Origin of the sequence: Microbacterium sp. NPDC076911 (genome assembly GCF_040687125.1) — a bacterium.
Taxonomy (GTDB): domain Bacteria; phylum Actinomycetota; class Actinomycetes; order Actinomycetales; family Microbacteriaceae; genus Microbacterium.
This window is the reverse complement of sequence record NZ_JBFBMP010000007.1, coordinates 109430-128282: the sequence shown is the minus strand read 5'-3', so window position 1 is coordinate 128282 and position 18853 is coordinate 109430. Positions and strand designations below refer to the sequence as shown.

Genomic DNA, 18853 nt, shown 5'->3' with positions numbered 1-18853 from the left:
ATCGGCGACGGGTGTGCCGCGCTTCTTAGACGATTTCGCCTCCTGCCACGGTTTCGGCCAACGCGTACACGCGCGGCAGGTGGTGCGAGCCATAGAAGTCTGCGGCGACCAGTCGCGGCGCATCTGACGCTGACGGTTCGGCACTCTTAAGTACCGCGGCAACCGCGAGGCCGTGCATCCACCCTCCCGAGAGGGTGCCGAGAAGCATCAAGTACGGCACGCTGACGCCGTAGGCATCGCGCGGTGAATCCGCGAAGCCCAAGAGATCAGCGGTGGCACGACGCGATGCGGCCACGGCGCGGTCGAGTCGCTCGGCGGTGCGTGAGGCGGTCGGGTGATCCAGCGAACGCAATGTCGTGACCGTCTCATCAATCCTGTTGAACAGCTCACCGGCGGCAGCACCGTTGTCTCGGATCACTTTGCGACCGACCAGGTCGTTCGACTGGATCGCGGTCGTGCCCTCATAAATAGTGGTGATGCGCACATCGCGGTAGTGCTGAGCGGCGCCGGTCTCTTCGATGAAGCCCATTCCGCCGAACACCTGGACTGCTTCGCTGGTCACCTGCTGCGCGTCTTCCGTCGTCCACCCCTTGAGGATCGGAACGAAGAAGTCGCCGAGAGTGGATGCGGCAGGGTCGGTTTCGCCGCGGTCAAGAAGATCGCCAACGTAGACGCCGAGTGCGCGCATGGCGAAGATTTTGGTCGACATCGATAGCAGCAGACGCCGCACGTCGGGGTGCTCGGCGATCGGCGCGCCTGCGGGTCGATCGAGTGCCCGGCCTTGCAAGCGTTCCGCCGCGTAGGTGTGCGCTTGCTGATACGCGCGATCGGCGATGCCGGTGGCCTGAAAGCCCATTCCTGCCCGCGCTGAGTTCATCATGACGAACATGCCTGCAAGTCCGCCGCCGATCTCTCCGACGAGGTAGCCGGTCGCGTCTTCGTACGCGAGCACGCACGTGGGGCTGGCGTGGATGCCAAGTTTGTGTTCAATGGCGACCGTCGTGATCGCGTTGCGCTCGCCGAGTGAACCGTCGTCGTTCACAAGAAACTTCGGGGCTACGAAGAGTGAGAGACCTTTCGCGCCGTCGGGCGCGCCCGGGGTGCGAGCGAGAACGAGGTGCACGATGTTCTCTGCGATGTCGTGGTCACCCCAGGTGATGAAGATCTTCTGTCCGCGGATTGCCCAGCTGCCATCATCGTTCGGTGACGCGATCGAGCGAATGGCACCGAGGTCAGTTCCTGCCTCAGGCTCGGTGAGGTTCATCGTGCCGGTCCACTCGCCCGATACCAGCTTGGCGAGGAAGATCTTGCGAATCTCGGGGGAGGCGGCCGCATCCAGAGCATGGATCTGACCTTGAGAAAGCAGCCAGCACAGCGCGAACGCGGCGTTTGAAGCATTCCAGATTTCGCCGAGTCCGGCACGCACTGCCCCGGGTAGTCCGTCGCCACCAGCAGACTCTGGCGCTTCTGCGCTGACCCAGCCTGCGTCAACAAAAGCGCGGTAGGCAGCCGCGAAGCCGTCTGGCAGTGTCACCTGGCCGTTCTCTAGTCGCGCACCGGATGCGTCCCCGAGCGTCTGCAGCGGTGCAATGACAGATGCGGCGAAGTCGCCCGCGCCCGCAATGATGTCGGTCGCGTCTTCAGCCGTCAGTGCGCCACCGGTCGCGCGTTCAATCAGATCCACGCCGAATGCGTCTGCGAACAAGAAGGAATAGTCCTCGACCGGAGGTGTGTACGGTGATGCGTCGGCCATGGGATCTCCTTCGAACGGCTGGGACTGAGTTTTATTGTAAGCGAGACGCAGTGTCAATCCAAGAGCTGGCGAGAGCTGCGGAGGCGTCGCCCACCTTTCCGATCATTGCTCATAGGTCACATGTATGATCTAATGAAACCTGTTGCCACCGAGTTCGGTGGCACGTCGTCAAGGAAGCCGACCCAGAAAGGCTCGCGCAATGGCTGTACAGCACCGCCGCCCGCTCACCCGAACTCTCACCACCGCCACCGCATTGGTTGCCGTAGCTGCCCTCGCCGGCTGTTCGTCATCCGGCGACGCTGGCGATTCGAGCGTGGACTCGGAGTATGGGTTCACCACGGCCGAACAGGTCGCCGACAGTACAATCACCGTATGGGTCGACGCGGCCCGTGAGCCGATCGCCAACGCATTCGTCGAGGCCAACCCAGACGTTCCGGTCAGCATTGAAACCTACGATGGCAATGCCGGTGGTTCAGGTTCGTTCCAGACCAAGATCGCTCTGTTCGACCAGTCTGGCGAAGGCTGGCCCGATGTCGTGTTCTCGTCACAGACCAACGACGCATCGTGGGCAGCGAAAGAAACGAACGGCACCCAGGCATTTGCCGCTCCTCTTAACAAGGGATACATGAGCGATGACTTCTTGAGTGGCTTCACTGACGGCGCGCTCGACCCGATGACGGTCGACGACACGGTTTACGGTCTGCGCAACGACTTGGCGCCCGTCGTGCTCTGGTACAACGAGACGCTGCTCGATGAGTTTGGCTACGACATCCCCGAAACGTGGGAGGACTACGAAGAACTCGGAGAGATGCTCGCGGCAGATCACCCCGACTATATCCTCGGCTCGATCGGCGACTCGTTCGTCGGAACCTACGTCTACTACTGGGGAGCGCAGGCTCCGATCTTCCAGCTCGACGGGGAAGAGTTCTCGTCGGACTTCGACGACGAGCACTCCGTTGCCATGACTGACATGCTTGACCGCATGTCGGCCAATGGCACGCTGGTGCAGGACAGCATCTTCAGCTCGACCTTCGTGGAGAACTACGCCGACAAGATCGTCGCGATCCCCGGACCGGCATGGTACGCCGGGGCCATCTTCCAGAACCCCGACAACGTGAACGCGCCTACCGGAACCATCGGTGCTGCTGACCCGCTGTACTGGGAAGGCGAAGACCAGGTGACGGGTAACGTCGGCGGGGGCGTCTGGTATGCCTCCAGCCACTCTGAGAACCTCGACGCCGTTGCGCAGTTCCTCGAGTTCGCAACTGCTTCAGACGAGGCTGTGACGCTCGCTTCTGGCCTGCCGGCATATGACTCGGCTGCGTCATCGTGGCTCGACACGCAGGCCGAGAGCGGCTACTTCGTGGGCGACTTCAAGTCAGCCATGCAGACGGCAGCGTCCAGCGTGTGGAGTGGCTGGGGCTTCCCGAGCTTCAGCGCCGAGACCGCGTACGCGGCCATTGTGGTTCCCGCGCTTGCCGAGGGCAAGACGATCGCAGACATCGTTCCCGAGTGGCACCAGCAGATCCTCAACGAAGCCCAGGTCCAGGGCTACACCACCAAGTAGTTCACACCGATAGGTAACACCATCACTACCACCACGCAGGCAGCGGGACTTGCCGGCGGACCTCTCGAAAGAGAGGACCGCCGGCGGGTCGGCCGCCGCCGAAAAGCCCCTGACCGCAGTCAAGCCCGCATCGGATACGCCTTCTCTGGCGGCTACACGGTGTTGCTGCTTGCATTTGGCATCGCACCGGCGGTGTACGCAGTATTCCTCGCGTTCACCAAGGACGGCGCGTTTGTCGGATTCGACAACTTCGTCAAGGTCTTCGGCGACTACCGCTTTTGGCCCGCCGTGCAACACGTGGCGCTGTTCGTCATCGCGTGGTTGATCTCGCTGACAATTTTCGTCGTCCTGCTCGCATTGCTCGTACATGCAATTCGAGTGCGATGGACGTCATCGTCAGTCCGCTTCTTGTTCTACATCCCCGGAGCACTCGCCGGTGCGTCTAGCGTGATGCTCTGGTTGTTTCTGCTTGACCCGAATGTCAGCCCGGTTGCTGGGTTGCTTCATCTGTTCGGCCTTGAGACATTCGTGCAGACCGTCTCGCTCGACAATCTTCCCGTTATCTTCACCCTCATCGCATTCTGGACTGGCGCCGGTGGCTGGATCATCATCATGTACGGCGCACTCAACAACATCCCAGTTGAAGTGATGGAAGCTGCCCGAATCGATGGCGCCGGCCCGATCGGCACCGCATGGTACATCCAGATTCCGTTGATGCGAAAGTGGATTTCGTACATGGTCGTGATGTCGCTGGCAGCCGGAACGCAGCTCTTCGTCGAGCCGCGGGTGTTGTCACAGGCATCCAAGGGCGTCGTGCCCCAGGACTATTCCTTGAACCAATTGGCATACCTCTTTGCCTTCCGCCAAAACGACTTCAACGGGTCAGCCGCGATCTCGCTCCTGTTGCTTCTGGTCGCTGCAGGGCTCTCCGCCCTGTTCGTCTTCCGAGGGGGACTCTTTGAGCGCGACTGAATTGATCACCCGGCCCAAGAACGGAAAGTCCAAGCGCTACGGCGCGCGAGATGTTGAGACCGAACGGCCGAGTCCTGGCCGTTGGCTCGGAAGAGTGCTCGCCTGGAGCATCATCGGTGTCTTCCTGCTCTTCTTCGTGATTCCCATGGTGTGGCTGATGCTCGCCCCGACCAAGACGGCTCGCGAGCTCTTGCTCGACAACCCGTTCAGCTTCGGGGGCTTCGACACACTGTTCACCAACTGGGGCGAACTGATGGCGTTCCAGAACGGCATCGTTTGGGTGTGGCTTGGCAATGCCACGCTGTATTCGGGTGTCGCTCTTGTCATCACGCTTCTGGTGAGCATCCCCGCCGGATATGCCCTTGCCATGGTGGAGTTCCGGGGACGCAAGCTTCTTCTCATGACAACGCTGATCGTGATGCTGATCCCCAACACCGCCCTGGTGCTGCCGATCTTCCTTGAGCTCAGCGCTGTGGGCCTGGTCGGCACCGCATGGTCGGTGATCTTGCCGTTCTCGTTCTATCCGTTCGGTGTCTATCTGACGTACATCTATTTCTCCACGGCGGTCTCGCAAGACTTGCTCAATGCTGCGCGCATCGACGGCGCAGGTGAGTTCCGCGTCTTCACGAAGATTGCAATGCCACTGGCCACCCCGGTGATCGCCCTCGTGGGCTTCTTCAGCCTTGTGGCGAACTGGAACAACTACTTCCTGCCTTTCGTTATGGTGCCGGGAAGAAAGTCGCCTATTCAGGTCGGGTTGGCGGAGTTGCTCTCGAACGTGCCGTTGTTCAATCCGACGACTTCTGGATCGGTCACGATTTCGTTGCCGGTGCTTGCCTTGGCCACGATTCTCTCGGTGGCTCCGGTGCTGATCATCTTCTTGTTCTCGCAGCGGTTCCTCGTGAGTGGTCTCACGGCGGGTGGCACCAAGGAATAGTCGCGTTTGTCACCAGCCAGAACGTCCCCGTGTATGCATTGCACGGGGACGTTCTGCGTGGTGGGAGCGTTAACGAAAGATGCCCCGATCCGCACGGATCGGGGCATCTTTGCGGTGCGAACGACGCGGCTAGATTCCCCAGGTGGGGTCGGTCACCAGACGCAGGCCGGTGCGGTCTGATCGCACGTGTGGGCCGGCCGCAGTGAGCCAGGATGCTGACGCTTGTCGTGCCGAGATCGCTACCTCGTCGATCGAGATCCCGGCGCCCGGCGCATCGCCAAGCACGATGCCGCCGTCGCTGAATTCTTGGTCGATCGTGAGCCCGAAGGGCGCGCCCAGATCTTGCACTTCTGCAGACATGTGGTTGGGTACCGCGGCGGCTGCTGCGGCAACGGAGTGGTTCGCCGTGAGGCCTACCGGGCTCACGGGCAGGTCTCGGGAATGAGCAGCGACGGCTACGCGCAGGAAGTGAGTGATGCCCCAGACCGCACCGGCCTGCACGACGTCTACCCCGCCCGCATCCAGAAGTGGTCGAAACTGTTCCAGACCGGTGAGGTTCTCGCCGGTCGCCACAGCTGCTCGCACCGACTTGCTCAAACGTGAGAACCCCGAAGCATCCCAGCGGCGAAGCGGCTCCTCGATCCACGTGAGATCGACGTGCTCTTCGACCTTCGACACGTAGCGCACGGCCTGCTTGAGGTTCCAAGACTCGTTTGCATCGAGCATGAGGCCAGGCTCGGCAGCGTTGCGGCGGAGCGCATCCGCCATAATCTCGAGTCGCTCAATGTCGTGCGCGGCGTCGCGCCCGCCTTTGAGCTTGCCGCTGGTAAAGCCGCGATCTGCCATTTCTTCATAGAACTTCGCCAGGCGCTGGTTGTCGAGCGCGATGTCGAGGCCAGAGGCGTACCCCGGAACGAATCGGTCGGATGCGCCGAGCAGGCGCCACAGCGGTTCGTCGGCGATCTTCGCTTTGAGGTCCCACAGCGCCATGTCGAATGTGCCGACGCCGCCGAATGTTGCTCCGCCGTGGCCGCTCTTGAATACGCGTGCGAGCATGCGGTCGTACAACGACGACACGGCTCGAGGGTCCTGACCTTCAAGAGCGGGAAACAGCCGGTCGAGGTCATGGTGCGAACCCATGCCGATGCCTTCAAGGCCGCTATCCGTTTCGAGAATCACCAGGGGAACGTCGGTGAGGCCCGAATCGATGTAGCCGTTGGCATCTCCGACGGGGCGACCCCAGTCGTGAAAGGTCCGCAAGCAGCGGTATCCCGTGATTTTCATATCGCCTTCGACTCCCGAATCACTCAAGTATAGGAACAGCATACATCATATGTCTGCTGTGTGCGGTGTGGGATGTGTCCACTGCGCCCGGCACGGTCTAGAGTGTCGAATGTGACCATCGGCGACGCTGTTTCTTCTTCCGCGACTCCGCGCGTCCCGATCGACCGGATCGGCGCGACGGTGCTCAAAGAGCTCGTCGAAACCATCGTGTCGGGTCAGATTCACCCCGGAGACGCGTTGCCGCCAGAGGCAGTTCTCAGTCAGGAATTCGGTGTGAGCCGAACGGTGATTCGCGAGTCCGTCAAGCGCCTGCAAGAAAAAGGCATGGTGACCGTCGCCCAGGGGCGCGGTACTCACGTGAACCCCATGTCTTCCTGGAATCTGCTTGACCCCTTGGTGATTTCGTCGCTCATTGGCCACGATGATGCACTCGGAATTCTCGACGACTTGAGCGTGGTTCGCGGGGCCCTCGAAGCGGCAATGGCGGGCGCGGTAGCTGCCAAGCGCACGAGCGACGATCTTGCACGACTAACCGCCAGCTTCGAGCAGATGGAATCGGTGCTGCATGACTCGGCGGCCTACCGTGACGCCGACGTGCGGTTCCACCTCTTGGTGATGCAGCTGTCGGGCAACATCCTTGCCGAGAACGTCGCGCACGGGCTGTTCGAGCGCGCGCTGGAGAGCAGCCGCTATCACGGTGTCGACCCGGCGCAAGCGTTCGAGATCACCCACGCAGAACACCAGCGGATCTTTGACGCCATTGTCGCGGGCGATCGTGAGGCCGCGAGGCAAGCCATGGAAGCTCATATCTTGGGCTCGTGGGATCGCCGGCGCCTGCCGACCCACCCGCGCGACTAACGGGCAAGGGCACGAGCAGCAGTCCTGGGCGACCCGGCTCGATTGTCGTGATTGGTCAGGTCACACAGCAAGACAATGACGAGCGGTGCGACGCAAGCAAAGGTGGCCGAGACGCTCGGTCTCGACCACCTTTGAATTGGCGGGTTACTTGAAGGCGTCCTTCACGTCTTCGACGCCCTTCTTGGCCTTCGCCTCGGCCTGGTCAACGTGTCCCTCGGCTTCGAGGCGCTCATTGTCGGTCGCTTTTCCCGCGGCCTCTTTGCCCTTGCCGGTGAGGTCTTGGGCAGCGTTCTTGATTTTGTCGTCTACACCCATAGTGTTCTCCTTCGTCGTGACAGAGCGCGCAGCGGTTGGCGGCTCAGGGTCTATTTGAACCGTCGCGGTGAGTAGCGGGAAGGGGCTTGACCGTTTGCCCGCGCGGGGCTAATGCAGCGGATCAGGCGAGTGCCGAAGGACGATCACATTGCTGGTATCAGAGTCAGAGCGATCTAACATGCTCATTGCGTCATGCAAGCGGCGCTAGGCTAGTTCTTTGAATATCAAGCGTGATGCCTCATCACCTGGAGGTACCGTTGGCCGGAAACGCGACTACCCGATTCGCGAACGTCTCGCTGTTGTCAGTCACAAGTGTGTTGCCCACCCGTGTGACGACCTCAGATGACATTGAAGAGCGGCTTGCGCCCGCATTGAAGCGGCTGCGGCTGCGACCTGGTTTGCTACGTCGCGTTGCTGGAGTGCTCGAGCGGCGCAACTGGGCGGCGGGCGAGACATCTGACGATGCCACTGTGCTGGCCGGAAGGCGCGCGCTCGCCGAAGCAGGTGTCGACGCCTCGGAGGTCGGGTTGCTCATCAATACCTCGGTGACGCGCAAGCATCTTGAGCCATCGGTCGCTGTGCGACTTCACCATGGCCTCGGCCTGCCGACCTCGGCCGTTAACTTCGACGTCGCCAACGCCTGCCTCGGTTTTGTGAGCGGCATGAATCTTGCCGCGAGCATGATCGAATCCGGGCAGATTCGCTATGCAATCGTCGTCAACGGCGAAGACGCTGACGAGATTCAGGTCAACACGATTGACCGGCTTTCGGTCGAGGGCGTGGGTCGCGAGGACTTTATGAGTGAGTTCGCCTCGCTGACACTCGGCTCTGGGTCTGCAGCAGCGATTCTCGGGCGCGCCGATGAGCACCCAGAAGGACACCGCATCATCGGCGGCGTCACTCGCGCTGCGACGCAATTCCACGAACTGTGTGTCGGTAGCGTTGATGGAATGTTCACCGACGCCAAAGCCTTACTCAAGGGTGGCCTCGACCTGGTCGTTTCGGCGTGGAAAGAGGCATCCACCGAGTGGAATTGGTCGTCGATGGACCGCTACATCACACATCAGGTCTCTTCGGTGCACACAAACGCGATCGTCAAAGCGGCAAAGCTTGATCGCTCCCGTGTCCCCACGACATTCGCGCGTCTTGGCAATGTCGGCCCGGCATCGATTCCAATCACCCTGTCGGAAGAACAAGAAACGCTCAAACGCGGTGATCGCGTGCTGCTGATGGGCGTGGGATCTGGACTGAACACCGCGATGATGGAGCTTGCCTGGTGACGAAGGCGGCCTCGCTTCCTCCTGCAGGACTGCCCGGACTCGATCGGCGATTCAGCCGGATTCGCTCCGTCGCAGGTCGAGGCGTCGACGAAGGAGTCCTTCGCGACTGGCACTACCTCGACACCGCCGATGAGCTGCGTCGCTTGGGCGTGGAGCCGATCGGCACGATTCTCGCGGTGCACGGCAACCCGACCTGGTCTTATGTGTGGCGCCGCATCGTCGCCGCATCTGTGCAATCCGCGGCCGCGGGCAGGGCAGCGTGGCGAGTGGTGGCGGTCGACCAGCTAGACATGGGTTTCTCAGAGCGCTCGGGCATCCATCGCCCGCTGGCGCAGCGCGTTGTTGATCTCGCTGCTTTCACTGACGCACTCGGTCTGGAGGGTCGCGTAGCAACTCTTGGGCACGACTGGGGTGGCGTCGTCTCGATGGGGTGGGCGGTCGATCACCCTGAGCATCTTGCCGCCGTGACCCTCCTGAACACGGCGATTCACCATCCCGAGGGAGTGCCGATTCCCGCGCCGCTTCGCCTGGCGGGCGCTCGCGGCATTCTTGCGGCGTCTACGGTTCACACCACCGCGTTTCTCGAGACCACGCTTTCCCTCGCATCGCCGCCGCTGTCAGCAGCGGTGAAAGATGCCTATCGTGCGCCGTATCACGGCGCGGGCCGACGCGAGGCGATTGGCGGGTTTGTGGCCGACATTCCGATCGATGCTCGACACGAGAGTTTCGCTGAACTCGCCAGAATCGCAGACGGCGTGGCAGCCCTGACAGTGCCCGCTCTGCTGCTGTGGGGCCCGAACGACCCGATCTTCAGCGACCGCTACCTCGACGATCTGGTGACGCGATTGCCGCACGCCGATGTGCACCGCTTCGAGGGGGCGAGTCATCTGATCGCCGAAGACCGTCCGTACGCCGATTCGGTGTTGACGTGGCTCGGTGACAACGCACAGGCCATCGCATCTCAGCAACCGTCCGCGCGCGCGGCAGTACCTGCCTCTGACTCGTTCGTGCCGCTGTGGCACGAACTCAATGCGCGTCGCGACGACGATGCCATCGCGGTTATCGATATGGCGTCAAGCGGCGCCGCGGGCCCGCTGCGCGTGAGCTGGCGTCAACTCGATGAGCGCGTGCGCGACATGGCCGCAGGTTTCGCCGCCATGGGCGTCGAGAAGGGCGACCGTGTTTCGTTACTCGTGCCACCAGGACCGACCCTTACCGCGGTGCTTTACGCGTGCTTGCGTATCGGTGCCGTCGTAGTCGTCGCCGACGCGGGGCTCGGGCTTCGCGGCCTCACCCGCGCCGTGCGTGGGGCACGGCCCGACTTCATCATCGGCGAGACCCCAGGCTTGACAGCCGCCCGCGCTATGGGCTGGCCCGGCGTCAAGATCTCTGCAGCGCGGCTTCCTCGCGTCACTGCGGCGGCGCTCTCGGTCGAGACGTGCCTCGCCGACATTGTTGCCTTCGGCAAGCACGCTCCACAGCCGGCTGAGCCCGAGGCTCACGATTACGCCGCAATCCTCTTTACGTCTGGTTCGACCGGCCCCGCCAAGGGCGTGGTCTACACGCACGCCCAGCTCTCAGCGTTGCGCGACGCGCTCGCCGCGCACTTCGAGGTGTCGCACGACACCGGGCTCGTGACCGGCTTTGCACCATTCGCCCTGCTCGGGCCTGCGCTCGGCACTCGCTCGGCGACGCCCCACATGGACGTTTCAGCGCCGCGCACGCTCACTGCTACTGCGGTCGCTGAGGCGGTGCATGAGTCTCAAGGGCAGATCGTCTTCCTATCGCCCGCGGCCATCATGAACGTGGTTGCAACAGCTGACGCCCTCACAGCGGCGCAGCGCGAGACGCTCAAGGGCGTGCGCACTTTTCTTTCCACCGGGGCGCCGATCAACTCCGATCTGCTCGAGCAAGTTGCCACGCTCATGCCTAATGCCACACCGCATACTCCCTATGGAATGACGGAGTGCCTGTTGGTGGCTGACATCACTCTCGATGACATTCGCCGGGTCGCCGGATCGCCGGAGTCGGGGGTCTGCGTGGGCGCGGCAATCGGCGCCGGCCGGGTGCTGGTGAGCGCTCTCGACGCGGACGGCCAAGCGACCGGAACGCCGAGCGACAACGCGGGCGTACTTGGCGAGATCGTCGTATCTGCTCCGCATCTGAAGAACCACTACGACCGCCTGTGGCTGACAAACCGTGAGGCGGTGCGTGAAACTTCGGTTGCGGGAGCGGATGTTCGCTGGCACCGCACCGGAGATGTCGGGCACCTCGACGCGCAGGGGAGGCTCTGGGTCGAGGGTCGCCTTCCTCACGTCATCGTCGGCGAGCATGGACCGGTCGCACCGGTCGGCGCCGAACAGCAGATCGAGCGCGTCGCGGGAGTGCGCCGCGCAGCGGTTGTCGGCGTCGGCCCGCACGGACTGCGCCAAGCGGTCGCCGTGGTCGAGACTGTTCCCCGTGCGCGTCGCGCTGCGCTCGCAGATTCCGCGCTCGCCGCTGAAGTGCGTGCTCATTCAGGCTTGACGCTCGCCGCGGTACTCGTGGTGAGCGATCTGCCCACCGATATTCGGCACAATTCGAAGATCGACCGCACGCGACTTTCGGCCTGGGCCGATCGCACGCTGTCGGGTCAGGCTCCGAGCGCGCCATGATCGTTCTTGTTACCGGCGCATCGGGCTTTCTCGGCGGCGCGGTTGCCACAGAACTCGTCGCAGCCGGTCACGAAGTGCGCACTTTGCAACGTCGCCCTTCCGGAGTCGAGGGTGCCGCCGACTATCTCGGCTCGATCACCGACGCGGCTGCTGTCTCGCGAGCCGTAGCTGGCGCTGATGCGGTCGTGCACCTTGCCGCTAAAGTCTCGCTGGCGGGTGATCCCGCAGAATTTCACGCGATCAATGTGGAAGGGACGAGAACCGTATTGGATGCTGCTGAGCGCGCCGAAGCATCCCGATTCGTGTTCGTCTCTTCTCCTTCGGTCGCTCACGCTGGCACCGCACTTGCCGGTGTGGGCGCAGAACCGGCATTGCCCACGCACGCCCGCGGAAACTACGCGCGCACCAAGGCCGAGGCCGAGCTGCTGGCTCTTGCACGCGACAGCCAGACGATGCGGGTCGTCGCGATTCGACCGCACCTCGTCTGGGGCCCTGGTGACACCCAGCTTGTCGAACGAGTTGTTGAGCGAGCCCGCGCCGGAAGGCTGCCGCTGCTGAGCGGGGGCACGGCACTCATCGACTCGACCTACATCGACAACGCGGCATCTGGCATCGCGGCTGCATTGCACCGCGCAGAGGACGCACACGGCAACGCATATGTGCTGACCAATGGTGAACCACGGCCGGTGGGCGATCTGCTGGCGGGCATCTGCCTCGCCGCGGGAGTCACACCGCCTGCGTGGAGCGTGCCCTCGTGGCTCGCGCGTGCGGCTGGCTCGGGCATTGAGAAGGCGTGGGCCATCAAGCCCGGCGTCGACGAACCACCGATGACCAGTTTTCTGGCTGAGCAGCTCTCGACCGCCCATTGGTTCGACCAGCGCGAAACCCAGCGCGCGCTCGATTGGGCGCCGGCTGTGTCGATAGACGAGGGACTTGCGCGGCTGGCAGCGTCGTACGCCGCCGTGCAGTGAGCAGAAATTGACCGAGCTCCCTCCTATCGCACCGCCGCGAGTGATGCACCCACCAGCTCCTGACCCGCGACGCCCAATCGCGCTGGTCGTGGGCGTGGTGGCAACGGTGGCGTTCGTCATCCTTCGCTTCGTCGTCGCGTTCGGCGATCGTGAACCCCTCGCGATTGACGTGTGGTGGCACGACCTCATGGTGGCGACGTACTCCGAGGTCGGAGTCGTGATCGCTTGGATTCCCGCGATCGTCGGAGGCACGATCGGCATGATTGTCGTGGGCGCCTTCGTTGTCGGAGTCTTTCTGTGGCGCAAGCGACGATGGGATGCCGCAAATCTGGCGATCGCGCTCGTGGTGGTCGTAGCGATCGGTGCGCCGATGGCGGCAGTGATCGCGCGAATGCGACCGGCCAATTCGCTGGCTGAGAGCGTCGCGACATCTTTTCCCTCGGGGCACACAGCAGTGGCGACAACTTTCGCGATCACTCTGGCGCTGCTCGTGAGGCGCTGGCACATCTGGGCGCTCGGCACGCTCTGGGTGGTCGTGATGATGTGGAGCCGAACGTACCTCTATGCGCACTGGCTCAGTGATGTAGTCGCCGGTCTGCTCGAAGGGATCGCCGTCGCCACCCTGGTGTGGTGCGCGGTTGAGGCGGTTCGAGACCGGCGGGCGTCGCGCGAACTATACAGGGGCAGCGAGACCCAGTGACCGGAGCTTTTCATCGCGCTAACATGCGAAGATGAGCACCCCTAAGAACGCTGCAGCAAAAGCGCAGAGCTCGACTATCTTCCGCACGCTGGCGCGGATCGGCTATGTGGTGCTCGGCATCGTGCATATCGTGATCGGGGCGATCGCGATCTCGGTGGCGACCGGTGGCGGTGGCGAAGCCGACCAGGGCGGCGCGATGGAAGCGCTGCAACAGAACCCGCTGGGGTTCGCCCTGCTTTGGATCATCGCCGTCGGATTATTCGCCCTCGGCATCTGGCAGATCGCTGAAGCGTTCTTGGAACGAGACTCCGATGCGAAGAAGAAGTGGGGCTACCGCGTCAAGTACATCGGCACGGCAGCGGCCTATTTCGCGATTGGCGGCACCGCGCTCGTTTTCGCTCTCGGTGGGCAATCTGATTCATCCGAATCGACCAAGACTCTCAGCGCTACCGTCTTAGCAGCGCCAGGGGGCGTGTTCTTGCTTGTGCTGGTCGGCCTCGGCGTCGCCGCCGTCGGCGTGGCCTTCATCATTCGCGGCGTCACTCAAGCGTTCAAAGAAAAACTGGACCTACCCGGCGACAAAGCCGAAAAGGGCATTCTGACATTCGGCACCGTCGGCTATGTGGCAAAGGGGACAGCCGTGGCGGTCACTGGGATTTTGTTCGTGGTCGCTGCGGTCACTCACGATCCCGAAGTTGCCGGCGGGTTGGATGCTGCGCTGCACTCGCTCGCACAGTTGCCGTTCGGGTCGGTCATTCTCTGGATCGTCGGGGCGGGCCTGGTGATCTACGGGTTGTTCTGCTTCGCGCGCGCTCGGTACGCCAAGATGTGAGCCGCGTCTAGCCCAGAAGTTCCGGTCGCGAAACCTCTTCGCCGAGTACATGTTGCGAGAGGAATGCGAACACCGTCTCATACCAGATGACGGCGTGCTGGGGCTTTAGAATCCAGTGATTCTCGTCTGGAAAGTAGAGGAACCGGTGGGCCATGCGCCCCTCGCTGTCGGCGTGGTGCTCGGCCAATTCTGACCAGAGACGCAGCCCTTCCCCGATGGGCACTCGGTAGTCCTTGTCGCCGTGGATAACGAGCAGGGGGGTTTCGATATCGCGGACGAAGCGATGCGGTGAGTTCTCTCGCATCGCGTCTTCGGTGAAGATCTCTTGCCAGTACACCGAGAGATCTGTGGTGCCAGCGAACTGGTCGAGCGCCCAGAGGCTCGCGTGCGTGACGATCGCCTTGAAACGGTCGGTATGGCCTGCGACCCAGTTCGCCATGTAGCCTCCGAACGACCCGCCCATCGCGGCGGTGCGTGTGTGGTCGATGTCTTCGCGCGACTCCACCGCGTCGGTGATCGCGAGCAGATCGGTGTACGGCGCGGAGCCCCAGGCGTTCCAGCCGCGGGCGATGAAGTCGAGTCCGTAGCCCGTCGACAGCGCGGGGTCAGGCAGCAGCACCGCGTAACCGCGTGCGACCGCCAGCAGTGGCGCCCAACGCCAGCTCCAGGCGTTCCAGCTGCCCAGCGGGCCGCCGTGGATCCAGAGCAAAAGCGGAGCGGGTGCTTCTGCGGAGGCGCTCTCAGGCAACAGCAACCAACCACGCACGCGGGTTCCATCGTCGGCGGTGGTTTCAGCCTCGATGATCGAACCGGGCGCCGGTGGCACCGATGCGGGCGTCGCCAGTGCGGTGACTTCCCCCGTGCGCGAGACGCGCACGGGATGCGGCGGCGCAACCCACGAAGAGCGCAGTGCGATGAAGTCGCCGCTCGCGAGATCGACCGACACGTGCGTATAGGCGAACTCGTCGTCGGTCACCTTCGTAGGTGCTGACCCGTCAAGTGGCACGCGAAACACCGGCCCGCGTCCGTTGTCGTCGGCCGTCACAATAAGCGCAGCGTCATCAGCATCCCACTGCACGCTGGTGGCCCAGCGGTCCCACCCCAAGGCCAGTCGCTGTGGCGCGGAGCCGTCGAGTGCGGCGACGAAGAGCTCGGTATCAGTCGGACCTGCGGGAGTCGCCTTTTCTGACCGCAGGTAGGCAAATCGCGTTCCATCGTGGCTGACGACCGGGCTTTCGTAGTCCACCCCCGCATCGTCGAGAAGCGTCGAATGAGCGCCGCTCTCGGTGTCGATGGCGACCAAAGCCTGACGGCCCCCGCGCTGCTCATGCCGATGCAGGGACGCGATGAGGGTGCGAGCGTCAGGAGTGAGCGAGGCACCCGCGATGTTGGCTGAGAGACCAGGTCGAGGAGTGAGGTCGCTTGGCCGCGGGAGTGCTGCCGGGTATGGGTTTTCATCGGCAGTCGCGCTGCCTGGCGAATCTTCGAACTCTTGATCTGCGGCATTGACAGCGCCTGAGATGGTGTCGTCGAGGTCTGCGACATCGATTGAGAGCAGGTGCGGTTCGCTCGGCCCGAGGTCGTGGTCCCAAAACCGCACCGGGTATGTCTCGTGCAGAATGGCTGAGACTTTCTTCTCTTTGCGGCGCCTTCGCAGTCGAGCATCGGCTTCGAAGCTCTCTGCCCCCGGCAGCAGCGCGGCTGACACGACGATGCGGTCGCTCGCCTCTGCGATTGCGGCGATCGCGGTAACGCCGCCGGCCAGCCCGGTAATGGGTCGTGCTTCGCCTCCCGCGGCGGGCAACAGCCACAGCTGTGCCGGCTGGTCGTCGCTATTGCCTTCAGCGTCAGGCCGCGCCGAGACGAAGAGCACGTCTCCGCTCGCAGTGAAGGCCGCGCCAGCCTCGCCTTTCGCAGACCGCGTCAGCCGCCGAGGCGCGCCTTCACCATCCGCGCGCACACTCCACAGTGCCCGCTCATAGCTCGTGGCATCCTTCTTCAATGTGGCAACGGCGAGCACGACGGTGGTGCCGTCTGGCGATAAGGCCGCTGCTTCTACACGCGGAAGTGCGATGAACTCATCAAGGGAATCGAACGGGGTTGAAGCCATGCCACAACGCTAACCCGCGCCACCACGATCAACCACTGGCATTCGTGACCGCGGTGGCACGCTCGATAGTCTTGCCGCATGGTCAAGAACCGTCTGCTGCGCCACCTCGGAACGCCGTCTGCGATCTATGGGCTGCTGGTCTTCGCGAGCCTAATCGCAGCGATGGCCGTCAACCGTCACGAGGGCGACACAGTCGCTTCGGTCTTCGTGTTCAGCACCGTCACTCTCGTGGTGTTCTGGGCAGCGCATGTGTATGCGTACTCGCTCGCTCACCATGCTGATGAGCGAGCCGACGGCGCAACGATATGGGCGTCTCTCACGCACGGTGCTAATGAATCGGTGGGAATGCTCGAGGCAGCGGTACTGCCAGCTATTTTCTTGCTACTTGGGGTGTTCGAGGTGCTCACACCACCACGTGCAATCTTCTTGGCACTGCTGTCGGCGACCGCTATGCTCGGGGTCCTCGGCTTCGTCGCATTCGCAATTCGAGAGGGACGATGGTGGGTGAGGTTGCTCGGTGCGCTGGGCACCGCCGCTTTCGGGGTGCTGATTATCCTCCTCGAATCCAGCCTTCACTAGCCCGGCCCTGATGCTGTGGAACGGGCATACGCTCGTATCGACAGTGATCACCACCCGGTGATCGCACGGCAGGAGGAATCATGAAGGCAGTAGTTGACGGCACGACCATCGCCGAAGCGCAGCAGGAAGATCTCGCCCACATCGAAGGAAACTGGTATTTCCCTCGCTCAAGCCTCGTTTCGGAGTTCTTCGTCGAGAGCCCCACTGCCTACACCTGCCCGTGGAAGGGTGCCGCGCAGTACTTCGACGTGAAGGTAGGCGACAAGGTTGTCAAAGATGGAGCGTGGAGCTACTCGGATCTGCGTCCGGGTGCCGTGGAGCGAGTGGGCAAAGACTTCGCAGGCTTCGTCGCTTTCGACCGCAGCGTCACTGTCGGGGAGTAGCCACGCCGCTGGCGACGCGTAGGCTCAGTGCCTATGGCACTCGGAGCAACAATGCACACCTTCGCGGTGCAGCTGGCAGACGTCGATCGTGGCGTGTATGAAGAGCTCACTCTGAGGGTCGCGCGTCACCCCTCTGAGACGGCGATCTACATGATGACGCGCCTGCTCGCGTATTGCCTTGAGTACGAAGAGGGCATCGTCTTCAGCGAGGGTATCTCATCGACCGAAGAGCCCGCGGTGCTGGTGCGAGACCTGACGGGCAAGATCACGGTGTGGATCGAGATTGGTGCCCCCGATGCGGCGCGCCTGCACTACGCGAGCAAGCTGGCGGACCGCACCACGATCTATACGCACCGCGATCCCGAAAAGGTGCGCGCCGCATGGGTGGGTAAGCGCATCCATGACTCGGCATCGATCACCCTGCACAGCTTCGACCAAGGGTTCGTTGATGACGCTGTGGGCAGCATCGACCGGCGCAACACGATGACCCTGTCGGTCACCGAGCGTCAGATCTATCTCGACGTGAACGGCACGATGTACAGCTCAGCAGTGCATGACCACCCCATCGAGGCGTCTTAGCCTGGTCTCAGCGGTGTCGCGGCAGCGACCGTGCGAAAGCCCGCGTTGCCCATCGAAGAATCGGGCGTGTTCTGACTGCGAGCCGCGTTGCGGTAGCGATTGCAATACGAGATGTGGCAGAGATAACTACCGCCGCGCAATAGCCGTGCTTGGCCGAGAGCGGGACCAGTCGGGTTCTGTTCGGGGGAGACTCCGTAGTAGCGCGAATCGAACCAGTCGGCGCACCACTCCCAGACGTTGCCGATAGGTTGCCACAACCCAAAACCGTTCGGCTCGAAGGTGTGGACTGGCGCGGTGGTGAGAAAACCATCATCGAGCGTATTGGTGCGAGGGAACTGCCCCTGCCAGATATTCGCACGCCATGTGCCTCCAGCATCGGGCTCCTCGTCACCCCACGGATACTTCTTGCGGTCCAGCCCGCCGCGGGCGGCGCGCTCCCACTCAGCTTCTGTCGGCAGGCGACGTCCGGCCCACTCACAATAGGCGACCGCATCGTTCCAGCTGATGTGCACAGCGGGGTGCTCGTCGAGCCCGTCGATCGAGGATTTACGGCCGCCGGGGTGCCGCCAGTCGGCACCACTGACGCCCAGCCACCACGGCGTTCCCGGGGGCTGGCCGATGACGTCGCTGGGCTCGGCCGCGAGAGCGAGGTGAAAAACTGCCGAGTAGCCGAACGTCTCCGCCTCGGTGCGGTAGCCGGTCGCGTCGACAAAACGCGCGAATGCGGCGTTGGTGACAGAGGTGGCGTCGATCGAGAATGCGTCGAGCATCACCTCATGTTGCGGCGTTTCACCGTCACCTTCGTTGCGGTCGCCCGAAGAGTCGCCCATGATGAAAGTGCCGGCGGGAATGAGCACCTGGGCGATTTCGTGCCGGCCTGTCGGCGTCGCATCCGCAGCGGATCGCTTGGCAGGAGGTGCGCCGATCGTGAGGAACTCATCACGGGAGGGTGCTCCGCACGAACAGTTTGATCCGCAGGTGGATTCTTCGGAAGTGTCGCGGTCGTCACCCATTCTCCTAGCCTATGCCGCCCTCGCGGTCATCGATTTGTAAGGAGGAGGATCGCCCTACGGGCGGCC

17 protein-coding genes are annotated in these 18853 nt (G+C 63.0%); 12 read left to right on the top strand and 5 right to left on the bottom strand.

Annotation, left to right across the window (positions count from 1 at the left end; translation table 11 throughout):
* Positions 1–25: 25 nt before the first annotated feature.
* Positions 26–1753: an acyl-CoA dehydrogenase gene (locus AB0O81_RS12570; RefSeq protein WP_363584768.1), complete on the bottom strand. Its 1728-nt coding sequence runs from the start codon at positions 1751–1753 to the stop codon at positions 26–28.
* Between the two features lie 199 nt (positions 1754–1952).
* Between AB0O81_RS12570 and AB0O81_RS12565 the strand changes: the two genes are divergently transcribed.
* The 3 genes from AB0O81_RS12565 (at position 1953) to AB0O81_RS12555 (ending at position 5229) form a co-directional block, all read left to right on the top strand.
* Complete coding sequence (locus tag AB0O81_RS12565) at positions 1953–3320, top strand: carbohydrate ABC transporter substrate-binding protein (protein ID WP_363584766.1); 1368 nt, start codon at positions 1953–1955, stop codon at positions 3318–3320.
* Positions 3321–3479: 159 nt separating this feature from the next.
* A complete protein-coding gene (locus AB0O81_RS12560; RefSeq protein ID WP_363584764.1) occupies positions 3480–4292 on the top strand; it encodes a sugar ABC transporter permease in 813 nt (270 codons plus the stop codon).
* Positions 4279–5229, top strand: a complete 951-nt coding sequence (locus AB0O81_RS12555; RefSeq protein WP_363584762.1) for a carbohydrate ABC transporter permease — start codon at positions 4279–4281, stop codon at positions 5227–5229. The genes AB0O81_RS12560 and AB0O81_RS12555 overlap by 14 nt, the downstream gene beginning before the upstream one ends.
* Positions 5230–5358: 129 nt before the next feature.
* Here the strand turns inward: AB0O81_RS12555 and AB0O81_RS12550 are convergent, their stop codons facing one another.
* Positions 5359–6540, bottom strand: a complete 1182-nt coding sequence (locus tag AB0O81_RS12550) for a mandelate racemase/muconate lactonizing enzyme family protein (RefSeq protein ID WP_363584760.1) — start codon at positions 6538–6540, stop codon at positions 5359–5361.
* 84 nt (positions 6541–6624) lie between these two features.
* On the opposite strand from AB0O81_RS12550, the gene AB0O81_RS12545 reads away from it, so the two are divergent.
* A complete protein-coding gene (locus tag AB0O81_RS12545; protein WP_363584758.1) occupies positions 6625–7371 on the top strand; it encodes a FadR/GntR family transcriptional regulator in 747 nt (248 codons plus the stop codon).
* Positions 7372–7515: 144 nt separating this feature from the next.
* On the opposite strand, the gene AB0O81_RS12540 is transcribed toward AB0O81_RS12545, so the two are convergent.
* Positions 7516–7686: a CsbD family protein gene (locus AB0O81_RS12540; RefSeq protein ID WP_363584756.1), complete on the bottom strand. Its 171-nt coding sequence runs from the start codon at positions 7684–7686 to the stop codon at positions 7516–7518.
* 233 nt (positions 7687–7919) lie between these two features.
* Between AB0O81_RS12540 and AB0O81_RS12535 the strand changes: the two genes are divergently transcribed.
* Genes AB0O81_RS12535 through AB0O81_RS12515 form a run of 5 tightly spaced genes read left to right on the top strand, consistent with a single transcriptional unit; the run spans position 7920 to position 14123 of the window.
* On the top strand, positions 7920–8966 hold the full coding sequence (locus tag AB0O81_RS12535) for a 3-oxoacyl-ACP synthase III (RefSeq protein ID WP_363584754.1): 1047 nt from the start codon (positions 7920–7922) through the stop codon (positions 8964–8966).
* Positions 8963–11620, top strand: coding sequence for an alpha/beta fold hydrolase (locus AB0O81_RS12530; RefSeq protein WP_363584752.1), 2658 nt, complete (start codon positions 8963–8965; stop codon positions 11618–11620). The genes AB0O81_RS12535 and AB0O81_RS12530 overlap by 4 nt, the downstream gene beginning before the upstream one ends.
* Positions 11617–12591, top strand: a complete 975-nt coding sequence (locus AB0O81_RS12525) for an NAD-dependent epimerase/dehydratase family protein (RefSeq protein ID WP_363584750.1) — start codon at positions 11617–11619, stop codon at positions 12589–12591. Before AB0O81_RS12530 ends, AB0O81_RS12525 begins: the two co-directional genes overlap by 4 nt.
* Positions 12592–12598: 7 nt before the next feature.
* On the top strand, positions 12599–13291 hold the full coding sequence (locus AB0O81_RS12520) for a phosphatase PAP2 family protein (protein ID WP_363584748.1): 693 nt from the start codon (positions 12599–12601) through the stop codon (positions 13289–13291).
* Positions 13292–13322: 31 nt separating this feature from the next.
* Positions 13323–14123, top strand: coding sequence for a DUF1206 domain-containing protein (locus tag AB0O81_RS12515; protein WP_363584746.1), 801 nt, complete (start codon positions 13323–13325; stop codon positions 14121–14123).
* A gap of 7 nt (positions 14124–14130) precedes the next feature.
* On the opposite strand, the gene AB0O81_RS12510 is transcribed toward AB0O81_RS12515, so the two are convergent.
* Positions 14131–16233: an alpha/beta fold hydrolase gene (locus AB0O81_RS12510; protein ID WP_363584744.1), complete on the bottom strand. Its 2103-nt coding sequence runs from the start codon at positions 16231–16233 to the stop codon at positions 14131–14133.
* A gap of 78 nt (positions 16234–16311) precedes the next feature.
* On the opposite strand from AB0O81_RS12510, the gene AB0O81_RS12505 reads away from it, so the two are divergent.
* The 3 genes from AB0O81_RS12505 (at position 16312) to AB0O81_RS12495 (ending at position 17774) form a co-directional block, all read left to right on the top strand.
* Complete coding sequence (locus tag AB0O81_RS12505) at positions 16312–16812, top strand: hypothetical protein (protein ID WP_363584742.1); 501 nt, start codon at positions 16312–16314, stop codon at positions 16810–16812.
* A gap of 80 nt (positions 16813–16892) precedes the next feature.
* Entirely contained in the window at positions 16893–17195 is a 303-nt protein-coding gene (locus tag AB0O81_RS12500; RefSeq protein WP_363584740.1) for a DUF427 domain-containing protein, read from the top strand.
* A gap of 33 nt (positions 17196–17228) precedes the next feature.
* Positions 17229–17774 carry a YaeQ family protein gene (locus AB0O81_RS12495; RefSeq protein WP_363584738.1) on the top strand — a complete coding sequence of 182 codons (546 nt, stop codon included), beginning with the start codon at positions 17229–17231 and terminating at the stop codon, positions 17772–17774.
* Here AB0O81_RS12495 and AB0O81_RS12490 read toward each other — a convergent pair.
* Entirely contained in the window at positions 17771–18787 is a 1017-nt protein-coding gene (locus tag AB0O81_RS12490; protein WP_363584736.1) for a formylglycine-generating enzyme family protein, read from the bottom strand. The genes AB0O81_RS12495 and AB0O81_RS12490 overlap by 4 nt on opposite strands.
* Between the last annotated feature and the right edge of the window lie 66 nt (positions 18788–18853).